Source organism: Chryseobacterium sp. HR92 (genome assembly GCF_045689405.1).
Taxonomy (GTDB): domain Bacteria; phylum Bacteroidota; class Bacteroidia; order Flavobacteriales; family Weeksellaceae; genus Chryseobacterium; species Chryseobacterium viscerum_A.
The window spans coordinates 951,867-968,314 of record NZ_CP139139.1 but is presented as its reverse complement, the minus strand read 5'-3'; the positions used below and the strand labels follow the sequence as shown (position 1 = coordinate 968,314).

14 protein-coding genes, 1 tRNA gene and 1 pseudogene are annotated in these 16,448 nt (G+C 36.8%); 10 read left to right on the top strand and 6 right to left on the bottom strand.

Translation table 11 applies throughout. The features are described from left to right. Window positions 1-173: 173 nt before the first annotated feature. The gene (gene der, locus SFA27_RS04290; RefSeq protein ID WP_047378925.1) at window positions 174-1,484 is read right to left on the bottom strand and encodes a ribosome biogenesis GTPase Der; all 1,311 of its coding nucleotides are present in this window, start codon (window positions 1,482-1,484) and stop codon (window positions 174-176) included. A gap of 373 nt (window positions 1,485-1,857) precedes the next feature. On the opposite strand from der, the gene SFA27_RS04285 reads away from it, so the two are divergent. Together SFA27_RS04285 and SFA27_RS04280 are read left to right on the top strand one after the other, a co-directional pair. Next, window positions 1,858-1,928: transfer RNA gene (locus SFA27_RS04285), tRNA-Gln, on the top strand. Between the two features lie 152 nt (window positions 1,929-2,080). Next, entirely contained in the window at window positions 2,081-2,332 is a 252-nt protein-coding gene (locus SFA27_RS04280; protein ID WP_047378927.1) for a hypothetical protein, read from the top strand. Between the two features lie 101 nt (window positions 2,333-2,433). Here SFA27_RS04280 and katG read toward each other — a convergent pair whose 3' ends face one another. Next, a complete protein-coding gene (katG, locus tag SFA27_RS04275) occupies window positions 2,434-4,713 on the bottom strand; it encodes a catalase/peroxidase HPI (protein WP_407296572.1) in 2,280 nt (759 codons plus the stop codon). A 453-nt stretch (window positions 4,714-5,166) separates the two neighbouring features. On the opposite strand from katG, the gene SFA27_RS04270 reads away from it, so the two are divergent. Together SFA27_RS04270 and SFA27_RS04265 are read left to right on the top strand one after the other, a co-directional pair. After that, complete coding sequence (locus SFA27_RS04270) at window positions 5,167-5,634, top strand: heme-binding domain-containing protein (protein ID WP_407296570.1); 468 nt, start codon at window positions 5,167-5,169, stop codon at window positions 5,632-5,634. Between the two features lie 4 nt (window positions 5,635-5,638). Continuing rightward, on the top strand, window positions 5,639-6,049 hold the full coding sequence (locus tag SFA27_RS04265; RefSeq protein WP_047378933.1) for a thiol-disulfide oxidoreductase DCC family protein: 411 nt from the start codon (window positions 5,639-5,641) through the stop codon (window positions 6,047-6,049). A 338-nt stretch (window positions 6,050-6,387) separates the two neighbouring features. Here SFA27_RS04265 and SFA27_RS04260 read toward each other — a convergent pair whose 3' ends face one another. Continuing rightward, window positions 6,388-7,827, bottom strand: a complete 1,440-nt coding sequence (locus SFA27_RS04260) for an alpha-amylase (RefSeq protein WP_407296568.1) — start codon at window positions 7,825-7,827, stop codon at window positions 6,388-6,390. Between the two features lie 187 nt (window positions 7,828-8,014). On the opposite strand from SFA27_RS04260, the gene SFA27_RS04255 reads away from it, so the two are divergent. Then, window positions 8,015-8,686 carry a DUF4290 domain-containing protein gene (locus SFA27_RS04255; protein ID WP_407296566.1) on the top strand — a complete coding sequence of 224 codons (672 nt, stop codon included), beginning with the start codon at window positions 8,015-8,017 and terminating at the stop codon, window positions 8,684-8,686. Continuing rightward, window positions 8,686-9,993 (top strand): UDP-N-acetylglucosamine 1-carboxyvinyltransferase, encoded by a 1,308-nt coding sequence (gene murA, locus SFA27_RS04250; protein ID WP_047378939.1) that lies wholly within the window; start codon window positions 8,686-8,688, stop codon window positions 9,991-9,993. Before SFA27_RS04255 ends, murA begins: the two co-directional genes overlap by 1 nt. A gap of 222 nt (window positions 9,994-10,215) precedes the next feature. Here the strand turns inward: murA and SFA27_RS04245 are convergent, their stop codons facing one another. Together SFA27_RS04245 and SFA27_RS04240 are read right to left on the bottom strand one after the other, a co-directional pair. Then, window positions 10,216-10,527: an NIL domain-containing protein gene (locus SFA27_RS04245; protein WP_407296564.1), complete on the bottom strand. Its 312-nt coding sequence runs from the start codon at window positions 10,525-10,527 to the stop codon at window positions 10,216-10,218. 158 nt (window positions 10,528-10,685) lie between these two features. Further along, window positions 10,686-11,360 carry a YiiX/YebB-like N1pC/P60 family cysteine hydrolase gene (locus tag SFA27_RS04240; RefSeq protein WP_407296562.1) on the bottom strand — a complete coding sequence of 225 codons (675 nt, stop codon included), beginning with the start codon at window positions 11,358-11,360 and terminating at the stop codon, window positions 10,686-10,688. A gap of 101 nt (window positions 11,361-11,461) precedes the next feature. Between SFA27_RS04240 and SFA27_RS04235 the strand changes: the two genes are divergently transcribed. Both SFA27_RS04235 and SFA27_RS04230 read left to right on the top strand, forming a co-directional pair. Further along, entirely contained in the window at window positions 11,462-12,166 is a 705-nt protein-coding gene (locus SFA27_RS04235) for a response regulator transcription factor (protein WP_407296559.1), read from the top strand. A gap of 28 nt (window positions 12,167-12,194) precedes the next feature. Further along, on the top strand, window positions 12,195-13,556 hold the full coding sequence (locus SFA27_RS04230) for an ATP-binding protein (protein WP_264517036.1): 1,362 nt from the start codon (window positions 12,195-12,197) through the stop codon (window positions 13,554-13,556). 11 nt (window positions 13,557-13,567) lie between these two features. Here SFA27_RS04230 and SFA27_RS04225 read toward each other — a convergent pair whose 3' ends face one another. Beyond that, window positions 13,568-14,419, bottom strand: coding sequence for an EamA family transporter (locus SFA27_RS04225; RefSeq protein ID WP_407296555.1), 852 nt, complete (start codon window positions 14,417-14,419; stop codon window positions 13,568-13,570). Between the two features lie 409 nt (window positions 14,420-14,828). Here SFA27_RS04225 and SFA27_RS04220 point away from each other — a divergent pair. Together SFA27_RS04220 and SFA27_RS04215 are read left to right on the top strand one after the other, a co-directional pair. Continuing rightward, window positions 14,829-15,209: pseudogene (locus tag SFA27_RS04220) on the top strand (MgtC/SapB family protein); the annotation flags it as partial. A gap of 106 nt (window positions 15,210-15,315) precedes the next feature. Beyond that, complete coding sequence (locus tag SFA27_RS04215; protein ID WP_407296552.1) at window positions 15,316-16,416, top strand: efflux RND transporter periplasmic adaptor subunit; 1,101 nt, start codon at window positions 15,316-15,318, stop codon at window positions 16,414-16,416. The last annotated feature ends 32 nt before the right edge of the window (window positions 16,417-16,448 follow it).

Sequence of the window (16,448 nt, the reverse complement as noted above, 5' to 3'; positions counted from 1 at the left end):
AGATTGGGCCTGGGGAGAAATAAAACATATTAATGAAAATAAACCTTTGCTATATATTACAACTATTTACCGATAAAAAGTCTGATTTTAGTGATTAGCGCAAGGTTTTTAATTTAAAATCAAAAAAAATCCGGCAAGCAAACTTACCGGATTTTCTATGAACATCGTTCTTATTATTTTTGTCTGAAATACACTTCAATCGGAACTCCGGTAAACCCGAATTCTTTTCTCAACTGGTTTTCAGTAAATCTTTTATAAGGTTCCTTTACGTACTGTGGAAGGTTACAGAAGAATACAAACTGTGGTGACGGCGTTGGAAGCTGCACACAATATTTAATCTTGATATACTTCCCTTTCAATGCTGGTGGTGGTGTATTTTCAAAGATTGGAAGCATTACTTCATTCAGTTTTGAAGTTTTGATCTTCTTCTTACGGTCTTCATAAACCTCCATTGCTACTTCTACAGCTTTTAAGATTCTCTGCTTCGTTAAAGCTGAAACAAATAAGATTGGAATATCCTGGAACTGACCGATTTTGTCTTTGATTGATTTTTCAAAATCACGCATTGTATTGGTCTGCTTGTCTTCGATCAAATCCCATTTATTAACAAGGATTACAATTCCTTTTCTGTTTTTCTGAGCCAATCCGAAGATATTCATATCCTGCGATTCCCACCCTTGTGTAGCATCCACCATGATAATTACTACGTCAGAATACTCGATAGAACGAATAGATCTCATTACAGAATAGAATTCAAGGTCTTCGCTTACCTTAGATTTTCTTCTCATCCCTGCAGTATCTACCAATACAAACTCGTGCCCGAATTTATTATATAGAGTCTGGATACTATCTCTTGTAGTTCCTGCAATATCAGTTACGATATTTCTTTCAACATCTAACAAAGCATTTGTCATTGTAGATTTCCCTACGTTTGGACGGCCTGCAATGGTGATTTTAGGTAATCCTTCAAAAGGATCTTTATATTCTGTTGTTGGAAAGTCTCTAACAATATCATCTAAGATTTCTCCTGTTCCTGAACCGGTAGCGGAAGAAAGAGTGTAATATTTATCAATACCTAACTGGTAGAATTCTGTTGCCGGAAGTTCTTCTTTGGCAGAATCTACCTTATTGATAACAATATAAATTGGTTTATTGGATCTTCTTAGTAATCTGTAAATTTCGTAATCTGTATCGGTAAGTCCTTCTTCCACATTCATCATAAAGATAATAGAAGTAGCTTCTTCTACGGCTAATTGTACCTGCTTACGGATTTCTTCTTCAAAGATATCATCTGTACCTACATCATAACCTCCGGTATCAATTACAGTAAAATCTACTCCATTCCAGTCAGATTTTCCGTAGTGACGGTCTCTGGTAACACCGGCTGTAGAATCAACAATAGCTTCTCTTCTTTCTAATAAACGATTAAAAAGCGTGGATTTTCCTACGTTGGGACGTCCAACGATTGCGACAATATTTGACATAAAAAATGTTTAATAATCCTTCTGCTTATGCTCAGGATATGTTATTAATGGGTTACTCCAACTTTTGGAGCCCAATTTTTTGCAAAGATAGGATTTTATTATTTAACGGGGCTTTAAGGATGAAAGCTGGAAGAAGGAGGCTGGAAGTCATTATCCATCGGATAAATTAGCACAAATCTTACTCTTCAAATTGAGCAGACAATATTCACCAACTTGCTGTTTATGGATAGGAGCAGATTTTTTTTAAATTTTTATTAAAAATAATTATTTGGATATCAATAAGTAAAGCGTTTTACACTCTTATTATGTTAATTAATCTTTAATTTTGATTTTCATATTTAAAATAAATTCTATAATTTCGCATCATCGAAACAGACCTATAGTGTAACGGTAGCACTCCGGTTTTTGGTACCGTCAGTCGGGGTTCGAATCCCTGTGGGTCTACAAACCATCCTTTTTTAAGGATGGTTTTTGTTTTTATATCTTCATGATAAATTCTTAAATTGTAAATTTAGCCCGGAGCAGGAATAGTGGCATAGCAGGCCGAAAATTATTTAATCCAACATTAATTAAAAATCCGACTAAAACTAAGTAAAATGACAGATTTAGAATTAAAAAACATCATGGAAATATGTAATAAAGCTACCCAATCTCCATGGACATCCTATATTGAGGGAAGAGACTTTAATTCCGGATCCAGTTTTATAATGACTGGAGAGGAAGAAAACAGAGATTATGATATAGAATTCATTTCAATAAAACCGGAGGATCAGGATTTCATTGCTATGGCAAGAAACGTGATCCCATTATTAGTAGATGAAATTATTACATTAAAAGGAGGCCAATAAAATAAACAAGCTTTCCATTACCCTTTCAAAATCACCGATAAGTATAACAAAACGGGCTGTCTTTGCAAAGACAGCCCGTTTTTATTTTCATTTTTTATTTATTAAACCAGATCAAACCTGTCCAGATTCATCACTTTCGTCCATGCTGCCACAAAATCTTTTACAAATTTACCCTGTGCATCTGCACTTCCGTATACCTCAGCTATTGCTCTCAATTCGGAATTGGAACCGAAAACAAGATCAGCTCGGGTTGCCGTCCATTTTGGCTGACCGGTTGAACGATCTGTTCCCATGTAAAGTTGTTTATCGTCTGACATTGCTTTCCATTGGGTTCCCATATCTAAAAGATTTACGAAGAAATCATTGGTAAGAACTCCCGGACGGCTGGTAAAGACACCGTGTTTTGAACCGTCAAAGTTTGTATCCAAAGCACGCATCCCTCCTATCAGCACTGTCAGTTCTGGTGCAGTAAGTGTTAATAACTGTGCTTTATCAATCAGTAAAGATTCTGTAGATACTGTAAATCTTCTTTTCAAATAATTACGGAATCCATCAGCAATAGGCTCAAGATATCCCATAGATTCTACATCGGTTTGTTCCTGAGAAGCGTCCATTCTTCCTGGGGCTAAAGGAACTTTCACATCCTGTCCGGCATTTCTTGCAGCAACTTCTACTGCAGCATTACCTGCCAGAACAATCAGATCCGCTATTGAGATTTTCTTACCTCCATTTTGAGAATCGTTGAATTCTTTCTGAATTCCTTCCAATACTCCTAATACTTTATTCAGCTGTGAAGGATTATTTACTTCCCAGTTTCTTTGAGGTTCCAGTCTTATTCTTGCTCCATTAGCTCCGCCACGTTTATCACTTCCTCTGAAAGTAGAAGCAGAAGCCCAGGCTGTAGATATAAGCTCTGAATTAGTTAATCCCGAATTTAAAACTTTTGATTTCAATGCTTCCACATCATTTTCGTCAACCAATTCATGATTCACTTCCGGAATAGGATCCTGCCAAATTAATTCTTCCTGTGGAACATCCGGTCCCAAATAACGGGCACGTGGTCCCATATCTCTGTGTGTCAGTTTAAACCAAGCTCTTGAAAAAGCATCTGCAAAGGCATCAGGATTTTCATAAAAATGTCTTGAAATTTTTTCGTAAACAGGATCCAGTCTCAATGAAAGGTCTGTTGTAAGCATTGTTGGTTTATGCTTTTTAGAAGAATCGAATGCATCAGGAATAATATCTGCTCCATCTTTCGCTACCCATTGGTGAGCTCCGGCAGGGCTTTTTGTCAATTCCCATTCATTTTCAAAAAGATTTTTAAAGAAATAATTGCTCCATTGAGTAGGAGTTTCTGTCCAGGTCACTTCCAGACCACTGGAAATAGCATCTCTGCCGCTTCCTGATTTATAGCTGCTCGCCCATCCTAATCCCTGTTGTTCAATTCCTGCTCCTTCAGGTTCTTTACCTACATGATCTGCAGGACCGGCTCCGTGGGTTTTACCAAAAGTATGTCCTCCGGCAATCAAAGCAACCGTTTCTTCATCGTTCATTGCCATACGGCCGAAAGTATCACGGATATCTTTAGCAGCAGCAATAGGATCTGGATTTCCATCCGGACCTTCAGGGTTTACATAAATAAGTCCCATCTGTACGGCTGCCAATGGATTTTCAAGATTTCTTGAATGAATATCTCCGTCTGCATTATCATCAGTAGGAAGAACTGCAGAATGTCCTTCTACAACTCCTTCTGAACCGTGAGCATAACGTAAATCACCTCCCAGCCATGTTTTTTCTGATCCCCAATACACATCGGAATCCGGTTCCCAGACATCTGCACGTCCTCCGGCAAATCCAAATGTTTTGAAGCCCATAGATTCAAGAGCAATATTTCCAGTAAGAATCAAAAGGTCTGCCCAAGAGATGTTTCTACCATATTTCTGCTTGATTGGCCACAACAATCTTCTTGCTTTATCAAGGCTTACGTTATCCGGCCAGCTGTTTAGTGGTGCAAAACGCTGTTGTCCAGCTCCTGCTCCACCTCTTCCGTCACCTACACGATACGTTCCGGCGCTGTGCCAGGCCATACGGATAAATAAAGGTCCGTAGTGACCAAAATCTGCCGGCCACCAGTCCTGGGAATCTGTCATTAATGCATGAAGATCTTTTTTTACTGCCTCCAAATCCAGGCTTTCAAATGCTTTGGCATAGTCAAAATCCTTGTCCATAGGATCTGAAAGGGAAGAATGCTGGCGCAGAAGATCTACTCTAAGCTGATCCGGCCACCAATCAGAATTCTGAGTTCCTCCTCCTGCTACACTCTTCTTCATTGTTCCGTTATGAAACGGGCATTTACTGATGTCATTCAAATCTTTTTCCATTGTCGTTTATTTTATTTTTTATGTTGATTAATACAGTTTCAATTTTCTGTTGTAAGAACATGACAAACCTACAACGTTTGACTGATAAATACAATCTATTAATTCTTATCCCAATGATAGTTAAAAACTATAAACATATATTTCTAACCACATTCGGGATAAGACAAAATTGTGGTATTAAGTTAATCATTTTTCAGATTAACTTAAATAAAAACAGCAGTATACGGTGCAATTTAGAATTACTCAACGTAAGAATTTGTAGGAAAAGGAAGAAGGAAGCTGGAAGTTTAATAGCATCATGAAAAATAAATTAACAATTCCTAAAAAAATCTGGAAAAACGCACTATTCAAAGAACTATTGAAAGTACCTCCAGTCTCTCTCCCAGCTTCCAACTTTATCTCACTAAAAATAAATTAACTACCTTTATCTTTACCAAACATGAAACGTCTGCTATGAAAAAAATAATTGTTATCCTTCTTGTTGCTTTTATTATCATTCAGTTTTTTCCCATAGACAAAACAAATCCGCCTCCTACACCCGGCATGGATTTTCTGAAAATTAAAAACACTCCGGAAAAAATTGCCCGCACTATAAGAACTTCATGCTACGACTGTCATTCCAATGAAACAGCATATCCGTGGTATACTAATATTTCCCCGGCTTCATGGTGGGTAAAAAATCATATTAATGAAGGCAGGAAACATCTTAATTTTTCTACCTTTGCAGTATATGAACCTAAAAGACAGCTTCATAAGCTGGAGGAATGTATAGAAATGGTTGAAAAAAAAGAAATGCCGCTTGAATCTTATTATTTAGGACATCAGGATGCCAAACTCTCGGATGAACAGCGTGCAGAGCTTACTCAATATTTCAAAAAAGTAAAAGAAGATACAGAAAGAAGAATCATGTTTAATAAATAAAGTCGTGGAAAACTGGGAGAATAAACATATTGTATTTTTTGACGGAGATTGCGGTGTCTGTAATTTCTGGGTGCAGTGGATTTTGGAGCGTGACAAGAAAGACCAGTTCATGTTTGCTTCTCTTCAATCTGATTTCGGACAACAATTTTTATCCGAAAGAGGCCTGGAAACTAATGTATTCAATACCATGTATCTATGGAAACCTGGGCGGTATTATCAGATTAAATCAAGGGCAGTACTGGAAATCGCTAACTTATTGGGAGGTGTTTATAAACTTTCTTTTATTGGAAAAATTATGCCTGCTTTTTTAAGTGATAAAGTATATGATATCATTTCCAGAAACAGGATGAAGCTGGCCAATCAGAAGTGTTATTTACCGGACCAGCATCAGAAGAAAAAGTTTATTCAGGTGTAGCTTTATCTTACAGAAAATTTCCTTTAGCTTATATAAAGAACTTCTTTAAACTTTATTTATTGAAACATTAAGATTGTTTAAGGTGTTGAGAGTATTAAGATAAGCTTCGCTTTAAGCTTAAAAATCAGAATGATTCATCCTAATTACACTTTATTTCTTAATAGTTTTTATTATATTCAAAAATATCATTCCGTAAGAGTTTCTCACAACGCGACATTAAAATGATCAGTTGTATAGATTCCTACGGAATGACAAGTTTAGTGGATAATAAACAAGCTTGAACGAGTGATAAAAACTAATTTTCACCCATTCATTACTTATTACTCATTATTCATTACTTATAAATTAAGCGACCATACAGAATAAGAATTCGGCGGGCATTGGATTTTCACCCATTTATCTCCTTGTGTTGTCGGATACCAACCCGAATGTCCGGTGAAATCTTTGATCTGCTGACTGCTCCAATTGGTTTCCACCCATCTTTCCTGCCAGCTTGATGATGTATTGATATAAACAACCAGTCCGGGATTTCCATTGTAGCCGTTACGTCTTGCAATATATTCATCATTATCAGTATAAAGAATAGAAGTTGTTCCTGTTGCTTTATTGTTATGAATCCAGATCAGGTTGTTCAACCTTTCTTTGTTCAGCCATTCTTCATAATCTCTGTAAAAAATGGTAGGATATCCTTCATGAGTTAAAATATAGGCATATGCAGGCATTTTATTGTTAATTATATCCGTGTCGTGATTGGCCACAAAAGTGACTGCTTTGTAAGGATTTCTTTTCCACATCATATCATCATTCAAAACGTTCAAATTACCATTATCAAAAGCTTCATCCATTTTATAATAGGCAGCAAAATCAAATACAGAACTGTTGGCATTATTTGCCCACCATTCCAATGTATTAACGTTGGAATCCCATAGTTCACCAACAGAAAATCCACCTACTTTAGAATTCCAGGTATTGACTACCCAAGGTCCGAAACCTTTAACGTAATCAAACCTCCATCCATCAAATTTCATCACATTTTTATAATATTTTGCCACAGAATCATCTCTTCCCCAAAGCCAGTCCTGAACATGAGGATTGGCGTGACACAGATCCGGAAATCCTCCAAAAGCGCCTTCATCATTATTTCCGTAGGAATTTTTATAAAAATCATTATAATTTCTCTGAAATTTCCCGGAAGCAACGCCTGAGAAATCAGTCCAGGTATTCGTTCCTGTGAATGGATTCGCTTCAGATTGTCCGCCACTATTATGATTAATCACAATATCTGCGTACACCTGCATACTTTCTGCATGCGCTTTTGTAATCAATGCTTCAAGTTCAGTTCTTGATCCAAAACGGGTTTCCACACTTCCATTCTGGTTAAAATTTCCAAAATCATAATAATCCGTAGGATCATATCCCATAGAGTAAGCCCCGTTCTGTGCTTTTGAGGCTGGAGGCAGCCATACGGCACCAATTCCGGCATTGGACCATGCTGTTAATTTATCTTTAACGGTATTCCACCAGTTGCCTCCTTCAGGAACATCCCAGTAAAAGCCCTGCATCAAAACTCCTCCACCTGGTCCTGATATAAACTTACCTTGTATAGACCCGGAATTATTTCCGGTACTGAACGGCCGGCCGTCATGCTGAGTTACGTTCACTGTTTTGTTATGAACCTCTTCCTGTCTGGAAGTCTCCGTAATCAATTCATCTCTGTTCTGACAAGAGCTAACCAGTGCTAAAGCCAATAGGGAAAGGAAAAAATATGTTTTTTTCATCGTAATAATTAATTATCAATCTATTAAACAAGATACAATTTTATTGAAAACAAATTCAAATGGACGGGAAATATTTTAATTTTCAACAATAAATCAAGAATAAATTCATTTAAAATTTTCATTAAAAAATCATAAATTTTTCAGATTCTCGAAACAATTTTTCTTTTAATCCATATATTTGCATACTATGGAATACAATACCCAAAAAACTCAGCTTCATATGCCGGAATACGGCAGAATTATACAACAGTTGGTTGAGCGTTGCAAAGAACTTCCTACCAAAGAGGAAAGGAATGAAATGGCTATGGCAATCATCGATTTTATGGGTCAGAGAAACCCACAACTTCGCGACGAGGAAAATTATAAACATAAACTTTGGGACCATCTTTTTATTCTTGCTAATCACGATCTGGATGTAGAATCTCCATATCCGTTCCCTACTCCGGAACAATTGGCAGAAAAACCTAAAAGAATGGAATATCCAAAACTTCAAGGTGACTTTAAGTTTTACGGAAAAAGTATTCTTCAATTGATAGAAAAAGCAATTGAACTGGAAACGGGTGATGAAAAAGAAGCCCTTATCGAAGTAATTGCCAACAATATGAAGAAATCTTATAATGTCTATAATAAAGAACATGTGACGGATGATGTTATTTTCCGCCACTTGAAAGAACTGTCTGAAAACAGGCTTGATCTTACCGGAATAGATTCTCTTGAAAAAAGTAAAATCTATTACACCAGTAATAACAACAACAGGAATAATAACAATAACAACAGGAATAGCAACAGTAATAAAAACAGCAACAGCAACCAGCCTAACAAGAGGAGGCACAATAACAATCATAAAAACAGAAAATAATGAGTGGAACATTTCAAATAAGAGGAGGAAAAAAACTGCAGGGCGAAATAACTCCACAAGGAGCCAAGAATGAGGCTCTACAAATTTTATGTGCGGTACTCCTTACGGACGAAGAGGTAAGAATCAAAAATATCCCTGATATTCATGATGTTAACAGACTGATTGAAATTCTTGGAGATTTTGGAGTAAAAATTACTAAAAACGGACAGGGAGATTATACTTTCAAGGCTGATCAGGTAAATTTTGATTACATAAAATCTAACGAGTTCAAAAAAGACGGAGCAAAATTACGTGGATCTATTATGCTTATGGGCCCAATGCTTGCCCGTTACGGAGAAGCTTATATGCCGACTCCGGGAGGTGACAAAATCGGAAGAAGAAGACTGGATACCCACTTCCAGGGGCTTGTTGAACTGGGTGCTGAATTCAATTATGATGAAGAGGAATATTTCTATTCTTTAAAAGCCAAAGAACTGAGAGGAAAATTCATTTTATTGGAAGAAGCTTCTGTAACCGGAACTGCCAACATTGTAATGGCAGCAGCTTTGGCAAAAGGAAAAACAAGAATCTACAACGCAGCCTGCGAACCTTATCTTCAGCAATTATGTAAAATGCTGAACAGAATGGGAGCCAATATTTCAGGAATCGGATCCAACCTTCTTACCATTGAAGGAGTAGATTATCTGAGAGGAACGGAGCATACCATGCTTCCGGATATGGTAGAAATCGGATCGTGGATTGGTCTTGCGGCAATGACAAAATCTGAAATCACCATCAAAAATGTAAACTGGAACCAACTTGGTGTAATCCCGAATACATTCAGAAAATTAGGAATCGAGCTAGAGCAAAGTGGTGATGACATCTACATTCCTGCTCAGGAACATTATAAAATTCAAAAATTTATTGACGGGTCTATCCTTACTATTTCGGATGCTCCATGGCCAGGATTTACGCCGGATTTATTATCTATTATTTTAGTGGTTGCTACTCAGGCAAAAGGAAGTATTCTGGTTCATCAGAAAATGTTTGAATCCAGATTATTCTTTGTGGATAAATTAATTGACATGGGCGCTCAGATCATTTTATGTGATCCGCACAGAGCTACGGTAATCGGATTGAACCAGGAGGCTCCGCTAAGAGGTACAACGATGGTTTCCCCGGATATCAGAGCCGGAAACGCTCTTCTTATTGCTGCACTTTCAGCAGAAGGAAAATCTATTATCCACAATATCGAACAAATTGACAGAGGATATGAGAATATCGATGGAAGGCTAAGAGCAATTGGTGCCGATATCGAAAGAATTTAAAATTATTTTATTTATAATATGAAAGCGTTCAGAATATTCTGAGCGCTTTTTTTGTTTTACCACCCCGTCAAAAATTCAAAGAATTTTTGCCACCCCTCCAGAGGAGGGGAATTTTGTCCCGGTTAACGATTAATCTTTTGTAATCCGTTTTTTAGGGTAAAGTAAAAAGTGCCCGATAAAAGAACCGGACACTTTAGGTAATTAAAACTATATGAATCTCACTTAAAAATACTTTCTGCAGATATACTCCACCGTCGTATTCATAAGTTTATTTTTATTCAGATAGATCTCAAGCTGCTGAAAATCTTCTGAACTTACATTAATATATAACTGTACTGAACCAAAACTATATCCGTTCACATACTCTACGTTAGCGGATAACACTCTATGACAGATGCCCAATTGATTGTAGATGGTATTCATTAAATGTTCAAATTTCATTTTGCCATTCAACTCTATTTCCAATAACAATTCTTTTTTAGGCAGGTTTATTTTATTTTGTAAAACCTGCAGGCCTGGATTAGATGTAATCATCGCTAAACATTTTTTTGGTTAAACTTCTCAGATCATATTGCACTCTGCATTTAAATCTGTGACAAAAATATAAAAAAATATTAGTCCACCAAATTAGTAGACTAATATTTTTTAAATTTTAACATAAAAAAAAGAAGCTTTAGCAGCTTCTTTCTCTTTTAAAGTTTATTTATTCTTTCCAGTTTCTCAGAACCGGCAAGTCCGTTGGGGTTGCAACCAGGCTCACCTTCAGGGACTTTGACACTTTTTTTGGTATAAAATTCTTCCCAAAACGTATTTGTTTTACCTGTTTTGGGATCAATAAATGTCATTGGCTCCAGTTTGAAAATATGATCATCCCGAAAAGCCCTTTCCACAAAATCTGAACAGTAATATGAATTTTCATCCAGAATATAATTGAAATTGTAAGGTTTTCCAAGCATAGAATTGGCTTTTTCAATAGCTCCGGAAATTGTTTTCTGATATTCCGGCTTCAGACGATATACAATGATTTCCTGTCCTTCTTCTTTCTGGTCTTTGATAAAGTCTTTTAAATCCTGCTTTTGAGAACCACCTTTGGGAGCGGCATGCAGGACAAACATATGGTGACCTTCTTTTTCCAGAATTCCTATATGATCAAATGAAGCTGTTTTTTGTTTTTGAGTGACATTATTGATCGCTCCGGAAAGCCCGGATTCTTTGGCAGTAACAAAAAGAAGATCTCCATTTTTGAGTTCTACATTACTTTGATAAACGTGACTACACTGAACCAGTAAAATCATTAAAAAGGATAAAATTCCTACAGCAATAATTTCTTTGATTCTTTTGCTAAAAAATATTTTAAATTCAGACATTCTATTCTACTTTCGGCATCAAAATTACAAAATAGAATTCATTACATTTGTGGGAATATTGATCTATTCTTCACACCAACCCAAACATTTCCAAGATTCTTATGCCACATATTTTATTAGTTGAAGACGATGACAGGCTTTCCAAACTGATTGCAAAAGGATTTCAGGAAGCTGAATTTGAGGTAACCGTGGCTTATGACGGAATCACAGGTCTGAAACTGGCTTTGCAGACCAATTTTGATCTGATCGTCACAGATATTGTCCTTCCTAAAAAAAATGGCCTTGAATTTTGTAATGAAATCAAAGCATTAAAACCTAATCTTCCTGTCATTATGCTGACTGCACTGGGAACCACTGATGATAAACTGGAAGGATTTGATGCCGGAGCTGATGATTATCTGACCAAACCTTTTGAAATGCGGGAACTGACAGCAAGGATCAAAGTACTTCTGAAACGTTTTTCACAACAGAGGCTGCAAAAAGTTTCTGTTCTTCAATATGAGGGAATTGAAATGAATCTGGAGCAGAAAACGGTGAGCAGGGATCATACTCCGATAAAACTGACTCCGAAAGAATTTAATCTTTTAAAATTCATGCTGGAAAATTCAGAAAGAGTCCTTTCCCGAAGTGAAATTGCAGAGAAAGTATGGGAAACCCACTTTGATACGGGAACCAATTTTATTGATGTATACATTAATTATCTCCGAAAAAAGATTGATAAAGATTTTGAGACCAAACTTATCCACACCAAAGCCGGTATGGGATTTATTCTGAAGAAAGACTACGAATCAGGCATTGTACAGTAATCATTAAGATGAACTAAAAAATATCCGGATGAAAATAAGAACCAGACTTACACTGCTTTTTACCTTAATTACTGCAATGCTTTTAAGTGCTTACAGCGTTTCGATTTATTATTCATCCAAAGAAGCCAGAGAAAAGTCTTTTTACAGCGAACTTCAGAACGAAGCGATTGCCAAAGCAGATTTGTTTTTCCGAAGTTCACTGCCGGAGCAGGAAATGCATAAGCTTTATAAAAACAATACCAGAACACTTAATGAAGTTCAGGTAGCCATTTATGATGCCAATAAACAACTGGTTTATCATGACGATGCCAAGGTAGATTATGTAAAGGAAACCCCGGAAATGCTTTCGCAGATATTCCAGGAAAAGAGAATCAATTTCTTTTTAAATGATTTGCAGGTGATCGGGATGGTCTATCATTATGAGGGAAAAACTTATGCGGTAACCGCCGCAGCCTATGATCAATATGGATATGAATATCTCACTCATCTTCTTACCATCAGCATTATTTCGTTCTTCAGTATTTTAATATTGATTTATCTTTCAGGAATATTTCTTTCCAAGAAGGCATTGAGTCCACTCAGTGAGATGGTCGCCCAGATTAAAAAAATTACAGCCGGGAAATTACAGTTGCGTCTGAAAACAACAAAGGAAAAAGATGAACTTAATGAACTTGCTCAAAATTTTAACGGAATGCTGGAAAGGCTGGAAAACTCTTTTGATTCACAAAAGCATTTTGTATCCAATATTTCACATGAATTGAGAACGCCTCTATCTGCCATTATTACTGAACTGGAACTGGCTTCTGAAAAAGATAAAACCAAAGCAGAATATCAGGAAACCATCCAATATGCACTGGAAGATGCACGAAATATGGTGAAACTTTCCAATAGTTTAATGGACCTCGCCAAAGCAAGTTATGATCCTAACGAGATCAGCTTTTCCGAACTTCGCCTTGATGAAATTCTTCTGGAATCTTATACTAAAATCGTAAAAGAGAATTCCGGATATAAAGTTTCATTAAACATAGACGATGCGGTAGAAGAGCACGAACTTATCATCCAGGGAAATGAATATCTTCTACAGGTGGCCTTTAATAATCTTATTGATAATGCCTGTAAATATTCGCCAGAACACATTTGTTCAATAGATGTCAGAACCAATTCCAAGATTCTTTTGATTAGTTTTGCCAATACAGGAAACATCATTCCTAAAGAAGATTTGGAACATATTTTCAAACCTTTTTACAGAAGCGAAACATCCAGACAGGAGAAAGGACACGGAATAGGGCTTTTCCTTACCGAGAAAATTATTCTCCTCCACCATGCAAAAATTACAGTGGTATCAGATCATAATGAGACTGTTTTTACTGTGATATTTGATATCATTTAATTTCTCCTTCTTTACTCATGAGAAAGAGATTTCTTATTGAAAACAGTAGTTCCTATACTCGCCGTAATCACACAGGCAATAGAAATCCACTGTAAGAAAGATAACTTTTCAGAAAGAAAAACCAATCCTGAAAGAGCAGCAAATGCAGGTTCCAGGCTCATCAGAATACTGAAAGTTTTTGCAGGAAGTCTTTTCAAAGCCATCATTTCCAGCGAAAATGGCAAAGCACTTGAAAGAATAGCTACTCCCAGCCCTTTTACAAAAATAGTGGGAGTAAGATTAAAAACCGCGCCATCCCATATTGTAAAGGGAATAATCACTATACTCGCAAATATCATCCCGGTAGTTACGGCATCTTTTCCATCCATTATTTTGGAAACTTTCCCACCCATTATGATATAAACAGCCCAGAACATTCCTGCAAGAAAGGCAAGCCCAAGTCCTACCAAATCCACATGATCATTCTGCCAAGGAACAATCAGCAGAATTCCCACACATGCCAATAATGCCCATGCAACATCCAATAGTTTACGGGACAATACCAATGCAAGAAATAAAGGTCCTGCAAACTCTACGGTAACCGCCAGCCCTAATGGAATTCTTTGAATTGCCATATAAAAAATAAGATTCATTGCTGCCAGACCTATTCCGTATATCGCACAATATTTCCATTTCTGTCTGTTAAACTCTAAAAATTTCGGACGATTAATCACCGTAAGCAAAACAGCTGAAAGTACAATTCTTAAAGTAACTGTACCAATAGCTCCAATGGCAGGAAAAAGCTGCTTGGCAATAGAAGCTCCTCCCTGTACACATATGATCGCTAACAATGTAGCGGGTATCGCTATGTTTAATTTTTTCATTTCTAAAATATATAATTCAAAAGAGTTTGGAAAGAAGTCTCCGGGATTAAACAAACTTTTATTTTACTAGGATAAATCGTGAAATTCATCATGTAAAACTGCCTGTCCCCAAATGTATTGAAATTTTATCTTTTACAATGGGTACAGTTTACACTTATTAATAGGGTCTAAAAAATAATTATTTCCGGTATTATCATCTTAAAAAAGCAGAAAAGTATTTTCTCTAATGATTTTCTAATAACATTCTAAAGCTTTTCTAACGGTAAAAAAAGGCAGGCATTTCTACTTTTGCACAGTAAAAAATAAAGCATATGGACTCAGATCCTTACAGTCATTATCAATCTTAAAAGCTTTAGTTGTACTCACTTTTCCCGTACAGCTGAAAAGCTTTATAAAAACAGGAAAAGTTATGAATACATTTGAATTTACCCTTCGTTTACTGACTGCCTTCTGTCTGGGAGCCGGTATAGGTTTTGAAAGACAGTGGCGTCAAAAAAATGCAGGTCTCAGAACCAATACTTTGGTTTGCATCGGTTCTGCAGCGTTTGTGTTGATTGCCATCAGAATAGGTGGTGATGCAGCCGGCAGAATCACCTCTTATATTGTCAGCGGAATCGGTTTCCTCGGCGGCGGCGTTATCATGAAAGACGGTCTTACCGTAAGAGGATTGAATACGGCAGCCACATTATGGTGTTCTGCAGCCATAGGTGCACTATCTGCTTTGGGATATCCTTTAGAAGCCCTCATCACAGTTCTTTTCATTGTCTCTACCAATATATTCCTGAGACCCTCTTTATCTTCTCAGAAAGAAGCAAGGAGCAAAAAACGGTTCAGTATCAAGAAAAACAACAACGAAAAAATAAAAATCAGCAATAGCACTCAATTGTATTAAGATCATGAAAAAGATAATCTTAAGTAGTATTATTCTCTTTGCAGTCTCCTGTAAAGACAATACACCTCAGCAAAACAAAGAACCGGAAATAATGATGAAAGGCGACCAGGTCACCGTTCCGGAAAACAATCCCATTTTCAAGAAAATTAAAACCCGGATTGTAACCAAGCAGGAACACAGTGATGGAGTAATTTCAGCAGGAACTATTCAGGCTATTCCTAATCATTATGCGGAAATTGCAAGCCCTTTTTCCGGAAGAATTACAAAATCATTTATTCAGCTTGGACAAAATATTTCTGCCGGAAGTCCTCTTTTTGAAATCCTTTCTTCAGATTATTTTTCGGTTCAAAAGGATTATACAGATGCCCTGAATGATGTACAGCTTGCCGACAAAAACTACAGACGCCAGCAGGATCTCGTAAGACATGGGGTTGGTATTCAAAAAGAACTGGATGAAGCGGAAACCGATTTTAAAAATAAAAAAACATCCCTCTCTAATGCTTCTTCTGCCTTGAAAGTCTATAACAGTAAAGGTGGAGGTATAGGAAGTCCTCTTATTGTAAGAGCTCCCATCAGTGGAGAGATCATTTCCAACAAAATTGTAAACGGCCAATACCTGAAAGGAGATGCTGATCCGGTAATGATTATCGCAGAATTATCCAAAGTATGGATTTCCGGTGACGTAAAAGAAAAAGACATCCGCTTTGTTCATCCCGGAGATCAGGTTTCTGTAAAAGTAAGTGCGTATCCGGACAGAAATATTACCGGAAAAGTATATCACATCAATGAAATTGTAGACGAAGATACCCGAAGTATTAAAGTCCTTATTGAATGTGATAATCCGGACAGAAAACTAAAACCGGGGATGTATGCTACCGTTAATTTTTCAACAACTCCTGAAAAAACTGTGATGATTCCCGTAACCGCTTTGATGCAGCAGAACAACTCTCAATATGTATGGGTAAAAACAGGCAAGAGTCAATATACAAAACGTTCTGTGACAACAGGAGAAACCGATCAGGAAAAAGTAAGAATCATTTCAGGCTTACAACCCGGAGAAACCATCATGACCGAAGGCGGAATTTATATGCTGGATGCAAAATAATGTACAATGTACATGGTAAAGAGATTGAAATA